This is a genomic window from Pseudoalteromonas sp., assembly GCF_036960685.1.
Taxonomy (GTDB): Bacteria; Pseudomonadota; Gammaproteobacteria; order Enterobacterales; family Alteromonadaceae; genus Pseudoalteromonas.
On record NZ_JBALXK010000024.1, the window covers coordinates 69,813 to 75,870 of the forward strand.

Below are 6,058 nucleotides of genomic sequence, written 5' to 3' on the forward strand. Positions count from 1 at the left end.
AAGAATGGTGGGTCATGATGGACTTGAACCATCGACCAATGGATTAAAAGTCCACTGCTCTACCAACTGAGCTAATGACCCGCTCTGGTGTACTTAAGTACTTACGTAAATCCGCCGATAAAAGACCATTCTATTGTTAACATAAAGCCAAATAAAGAATGGTGGGTCATGATGGACTTGAACCATCGACCAATGGATTAAAAGTCCACTGCTCTACCAACTGAGCTAATGACCCGCTCTTTTTGTCGCAATTTGAGTGGTTGAACCATTCGTTTGCTGCGGGCGCTTATAATACTTATTTAAAAAATGAGTGCAACAGAAAATGTCTCTTTTTTTAAGTTTTTATGTCTAGTTGACCAATTTTAGACCGCTTATGACAAAAAGCAGTCTAATCAAGCTGATTCTACATTTTTGCAATGCGATCAGTGGCCAATTTTGCAGCAGTTGTACTTGGGTATTGATTGATCAAATCATTAAAGGTTTTTATCGCTTGTTCAGCTAAACCTTGCTCTTGTAACAAAGTACCCAGTTTTAACATTGCATCTGGGCGCTTATTTGAATTTGGAAATTCATTTACAACAACTTTAAAGTGCTCCGACGCTTTTGCTGGATCATTTTTAATCGTTAGCAATTGCCCTAACCAATAATGAGCGTTAGATGCATATACAGAATTTGGATACGTGGTTAAAAACGTTTGAAACTCTGGAATAGCTTGATCGTAGCGCTTGTCTTTCATTATCAATGCCACTGCACGTTCGTAAGCTTCATTCTCAGACAAGTCTGAACTAATAGCTTGTTGGGCAACAGGCTCAGCATACTGAGCAGCACTTGATGCACTAGGCTGCGAATAAGCTTGGCTAACGCGATTTTCAATTTCTTGATAAAGCTCACGCTGACGTTGGAGCACTTTTTCGAGTTTGTAGGTTTGTTCTTCGGTGATCCCGCGAACTTGACTCACTTCATCTTGTAGTACATTAAGCTGTTGCTGTAACTCAACTTGTAATAAGTTGCGTGACTGCATCATGCTCTCAAGAGCAGCAAGGCGTTTTTCGATACTTGATTGTGAACTCGCAGCTTCTGAAACAGGAGCGGGAGCAGCCCAAATTTGGGTGCTCCCGCTCAATATCATGGCTGCCAAAATAATTTTCGGCTTCATAATGTCTCTAATCTTAGTAAACTAGTACCGCACGGCGGTTTTTAGCGAAAGCAGATTCAGTACGTGATTTAACCATTGGCTTCTCTTCACCATAGCTCACTACTGACATTTGGCTTGCTGAAACACCTAAGCTTTGTAGGTATTTTTCAACTGCTTGGCCACGGTGCTCACCCAGTGCAATATTGTATTCAGGCGTGCCACGCTCATCAGCATGACCTTCAATTAATACTTTAACTGATGGGTTTTTAACTAAAAACTCAGCGTGTGCACGAAGTAACTCACCGTACTGACCTTGAATAGCGGCAGTATCAAAACCAAAGTAAATAACTTGCTCTTGACGCAATTCGTCATACTTCTGACGAAGTTCTTCTTGTGCTTGTTGCTCTGGTGTTAATGTTGCAACTTCAACTGCATCATTATCTGTTGTTTGCTCAACAGTTGCTTGATTTGATTGATTCGCTGCACCTTCGTCGATATCTGAAGATGAGCTACAAGCTGCTAGTGTCATAACTGGCACAGCAATTAGCAGGCCTTTAAGTATTTTATTAAGTTGCATTTAGTAGATTCCTATATTGAGTAAACCAGCAAATATTACTGTAAATAAGGCGACCACGCGGGTGCCTTTACTTGTCCATTTAGCACAGGTAACCGTGCTTTAAAGCGACCGTCCATTGATACTAGCGCTAGTACCTGCTTATTATTATGAAGCGTGCTATAAATGATCATCGAGCCGTTTGGCGCTATGCTCGGTGATTCATCTAGGCGCGTTCGAGTTAATACTTGGAATGCGCCTGTAGCAAGCTCTTTCTTAGCGAGATGGTACTGCCCGTTGGTACGGTTAACCATCACTAATTCTTTGCCGTCAGGGGTAATCGAACCTGCAAGATTCATATCACCATCAAAGGTCATTCGTTGTGACCTACCTGTTTGTAAATTTAACTTATAAATCTGAGCATTACCACCCCTTTCAGAGGTAAACACGATATCTTGACCATTCGGATGCCAAGATGGTTCAGTATCTATACTACGGTGGTTAGTCAAACGGGTTTCTTTACGTGTTGCTAAGTCTAGCATATACACTTCTGTTGCACCGTTTCTGTCTTTTGACAGGACTAATAATAATTTTTTACCATCTGGCGAAAATTGTGGTGCACCATTAATGCCTTGATGGCTGGTGATAAGTTCACGTTTACCAGAGTATAAATCTTGGATATAAATTTGGCTTTGACGATTTTCAAACGTTACATACGCAAGCTTAGTTCCATCTGGTGACCAGGCAGGAGACATTAGTGGCTCTTGCGAACGTAATAAAACCTGCTCGTTAAAACCATCATAATCTGCCACCACTAGCTGATAAGGCTTTGGTTCGTCATCACGTACGATTACATAGGCAATTTTAGTTAAAAATGCGCCGCGCTCACCGGTGAGTTTTTCATAAATAACATCACTGATGCGGTGTGCATAACGTCTAAAACCGGTATCACTGATCACACTTTCGCGCGCTTCTTGAATATGATCTTGGTTTTTAATGAGTTTACCGTTGCTCATCATTTGCGTTTCACCGCCAGTAATTTGGCCACGAATAACATCAACCAATTCATAACGTACTAAATAGCGACCATCAGTTTGCTGTTCAACCTCACCCACTAAAATAGCTTCAACGCCTTTGTTAACCCATGCAGCGTAGTCTACGTCAGCATCTTTGCTAGGTAACTGCGGCATTGCATTTACGTCGATTGGTTTGAATTTACCGCTGCGCATTAAATCTGCAGCGATCACATCACTGAGTTTTTGTGGGATTGGCCCCACACCTTTATATTTAAATGGCACGATCGCAATGGGTCGCGCGCCATCAATACCTTCGGTTATGACTATTTCAAGTGCCGCATTAGCAACACTGGCAAAGCCTAAAACGAAAATTAAACAAACTGTTTTCAACTTGTTGAACATACCATTCCTTTAAAATTGTGGCTTAATTGTTAAGTTAATATTTTTTAATTGCTCAAACACATCTTTATCTTTAGAAACCGGCAGCGTATCAGCCATACGAACCGCTCTAAGCGCCGCTTCACATACTAACTTATCTCCGCCTAAAGATTGAACCTGCGTTACCAAGCCATTAAAACCTAGACGTATATTGACACGACATTGTTGATTTTTCATTTTTTCATCAATTAATAAATTTTGCTGAATGCGCGCCATTATTAATGCTTTGTATTTATCAACTTCAGTGCCTACTTGCTGTTGACGTACTTTATTACGTGCAGCTTGCTCTGTCGCCAACTGTTCTTGCAACATTTGCTCTTGCAATGCTTTTTGACGCGCTTCTTCCGCAGCTTCTGCACGTTTTTTAGCAGCTAATTCTTCACGTTTGCGATCGTCTTCAGCTTTCTTTAAAGCCTCTTCTTCCGCTTTACGTTTTTCAGCAGCAGCTTTAGCTGCAAGTTCCGCTTGTTCTTTTTGCTTTTCAGCTTGTTGCGCTTTTTCACGTTCTTTTTGTTCAATTTCACGTGCTTTTTTAGCTTGAGCTTGGGCTTGTGCGGTTTCTTTCTCTTTCGCGCGGCGCTCTTGCTCTAGCTTTTTAATGCGGCGGTCTTCAGCTTCACGTTGCTTACGTGCATCGGAAGCGCGACGTTCAAGGTCATTAATTCGTTTGTCTTCAGCACGTTTTTTGTCATCGTCTTGACGTTTTAACTCAGCAATCTTTTGCTCAACCATTTTTTGATCAACAGTAACCGCTGAGACCGCATTTTCCGCCTCTGGCATGGCAGTATTTAACGTCACTTCCATCACCGTTGGTGAAGATGTGTGAAAATTTGCCGTACCAATCAACACGCCTATAATCGCAAGGTGCAACAACACTGATTTTATTATTGAAGCACGCATATTAACCTTTACTTCCTTCGAATGATTCGGTCATTAACCCCACAGAAGGCACACCCGCATTTTTCAAAAAGTCCATCAGTAACAATACTTCTTGGTACGATACTTTGCCTGAACCTTTGATCATCACTGGCGTTTCTGGGTTTTTCATTAGTTGTAATTTAATCACCGCTGCAACATCTAATGCTTCCATTGGCTCTTCAGGATCTGTACCAATACTCACATAGTACTTACCTTGTGCGTCGATAGAGGCAATAATTGGCGGTGTATCTTTAGTGTCAACTAAATCTGATTCTTCCATTTTTGGTAAATCAACTTTAACACCGTGAGTGATCAACGGCGCTGTCGCCATAAAGATGATCAACAATACCAACATTACGTCTATATAAGGAACTACGTTTATCTCTGCAACAGGACGACGTTTCTTACGCTGATACATTCGCTTTTGCCTCTATTTGTGTAGCTGCTTGACGGTGTAAAATATTTGCAAACTCTTCCATAAAGTTAATGTAGTGAGATTCAAGTTTTTCAACTTTATTAGCAAAGCGGTTATAGGCAATAACGGCTGGGATTGCTGCAAATAAACCCATTGCTGTTGCAATCAAGGCTTCTGCGATACCTGGCGCAACCATTTGCAAAGTAGCTTGCTTCACTTCACCTAAGGCGATAAAAGCGTTCATTATCCCCCACACAGTACCAAATAAACCAATGTACGGACTAATTGAGCCAACCGTTGCTAAAAACGATAAACTTGATTCTAGTTTTTCAATTTCACGAGATAAAGCCACACGCATTGAACGGTGTGTGCCTTCCATAACAATGCTCGCACTTTGAAACGACGTTTTTTTATGACGTGCAAATTCTTTAAAACCAGCGATAAATAATGCCTCTATACCGCTTGAGTTACCACTGCGTGATGAAATTTCGTTGTAAAGTTTACTTAAATCAATGCCAGACCAAAATTTTTGTTCAAAGCGCTTAGCATTTGTTAACGCCTCAGAAATTGCTTTCTTACGTTGAAAAATAATTGCCCATGACATAACTGACATTGCTACCAGTGCCAACATTACCAACTGCACAAGAAAACTTGCTTCTAGAATTAAATCTAAAAAATTAAGCCCTGAACCCACATTAAACTCCTAATAAGATTTCTTGTAAAAATACCATTTCTTTTTACGCTAGGTATCTGACCAAAGGCTTGGCCAAAAGTTGCAACTAGTGTATCGATTCAGATCCCTACTGACAACGCTATTGCTGTGAATTAGCAACAAAAAACGTTGAAAAGCAGGTCTGCTGCTTTTTATTTAAGTTAAAAAACCAACACAATAAGAACTCTATCCACAACTGCTTAAATAAACACACTCGCTCAGTGCGTATTTATAAACTAAAACTCTGTAAAACACCTTGTTTATTCACAATCAGTGCATAACCAAGCAAAAGCAGTATTTTAAACTGCGTACAAAACAGTTTAACTAATCTGTTCAAAAACCAAACAGCAAGATAAAGTTTCATAAATTCAACAAACTAATAACTTACTGTGAATTTTATGAACAAAAATAACGCGACCATAAATATCCAGCTATTAGTTTTTTTAATCTGAAAATTAAATTTTTCTAGTTTGAACAAAAAACAACAATTGCGTATTATTATCCCATACCGAGCTAGCGCAGTAATGAATACTTCATTAAGCCCAGTTCTTTGCAATATGATTCTGATTTTTCGTATTGCTAAGCTTAAAGTCCTCTTGATAAAACTCGAAGAGTTTAAGCTGTGTTCCCTGGATTACTTCCTTCAACTTGTTGTTTGCCCGCATCCTTATGCGGGCTTTTTTTTGCCTGCAAATCACGCCAAGCGCCGTGCTATGGGGCATACAATATCGTTTACAAACTTAACAGCATGTGAATTATAGTCGTCGAAATAGCTAAACGCATAGGTAGGTAGCCACGGCTAGCGCATTTTAATCCCAGATTCTAACAGGGTTGAGCGATAATCATCGTCTAGCCCTGCCATTTTCTTTTT

General features: G+C 40.2%; 6 protein-coding genes and 2 tRNA genes. All 8 read right to left on the reverse strand.

Annotation, left to right across the window (positions count from 1 at the left end; all coding sequences use genetic code 11):
• Positions 1-5: 5 nt before the first annotated feature.
• The 8 genes from V7783_RS17265 to tolQ all read right to left on the reverse strand — a co-directional run bounded on the left by V7783_RS17265 (position 6) and on the right by tolQ (position 5,169).
• Positions 6-81, reverse strand: a tRNA-Lys gene (locus tag V7783_RS17265).
• Between the two features lie 78 nt (positions 82-159).
• A tRNA-Lys gene (locus V7783_RS17270) sits at positions 160-235 on the reverse strand.
• A gap of 168 nt (positions 236-403) precedes the next feature.
• The gene (gene ybgF / locus V7783_RS17275; RefSeq protein WP_335679773.1) at positions 404-1,156 is read right to left on the reverse strand and encodes a tol-pal system protein YbgF; all 753 of its coding nucleotides are present in this window, start codon (positions 1,154-1,156) and stop codon (positions 404-406) included.
• Between the two features lie 13 nt (positions 1,157-1,169).
• Positions 1,170-1,712: a peptidoglycan-associated lipoprotein Pal gene (pal, locus tag V7783_RS17280; protein ID WP_064666939.1), complete on the reverse strand. Its 543-nt coding sequence runs from the start codon at positions 1,710-1,712 to the stop codon at positions 1,170-1,172.
• A 35-nt stretch (positions 1,713-1,747) separates the two neighbouring features.
• Positions 1,748-3,106 carry a Tol-Pal system beta propeller repeat protein TolB gene (gene tolB / locus V7783_RS17285; RefSeq protein WP_335679774.1) on the reverse strand — a complete coding sequence of 453 codons (1,359 nt, stop codon included), beginning with the start codon at positions 3,104-3,106 and terminating at the stop codon, positions 1,748-1,750.
• Positions 3,107-3,115: 9 nt separating this feature from the next.
• Positions 3,116-4,042 (reverse strand): cell envelope integrity protein TolA, encoded by a 927-nt coding sequence (gene tolA, locus V7783_RS17290; protein WP_335679775.1) that lies wholly within the window; start codon positions 4,040-4,042, stop codon positions 3,116-3,118.
• A gap of 1 nt (position 4,043) precedes the next feature.
• The gene (tolR, locus tag V7783_RS17295; RefSeq protein ID WP_064666942.1) at positions 4,044-4,478 is read right to left on the reverse strand and encodes a protein TolR; all 435 of its coding nucleotides are present in this window, start codon (positions 4,476-4,478) and stop codon (positions 4,044-4,046) included.
• Entirely contained in the window at positions 4,465-5,169 is a 705-nt protein-coding gene (tolQ, locus tag V7783_RS17300; protein ID WP_064666943.1) for a protein TolQ, read from the reverse strand. Before tolQ ends, tolR begins: the two co-directional genes overlap by 14 nt.
• Between the last annotated feature and the right edge of the window lie 889 nt (positions 5,170-6,058).

Bases quoted from the DNA above. Each gene is read 5' to 3' on its own strand.
- pal (WP_064666939.1), bottom strand. From the start codon at position 1,712: ATGCAACTTAATAAAATACTTAAAGGCCTGCTAATTGCTGTGCCAGTT.
- ybgF (WP_335679773.1), bottom strand. From the start codon at position 1,156: ATGAAGCCGAAAATTATTTTGGCAGCCATGATATTGAGCGGGAGCACC.
- tolB (WP_335679774.1), bottom strand. From the start codon at position 3,106: ATGTTCAACAAGTTGAAAACAGTTTGTTTAATTTTCGTTTTAGGCTTT.
- tolR (WP_064666942.1), bottom strand. From the start codon at position 4,478: ATGTATCAGCGTAAGAAACGTCGTCCTGTTGCAGAGATAAACGTAGTT.
- tolA (WP_335679775.1), bottom strand. From the start codon at position 4,042: ATGCGTGCTTCAATAATAAAATCAGTGTTGTTGCACCTTGCGATTATA.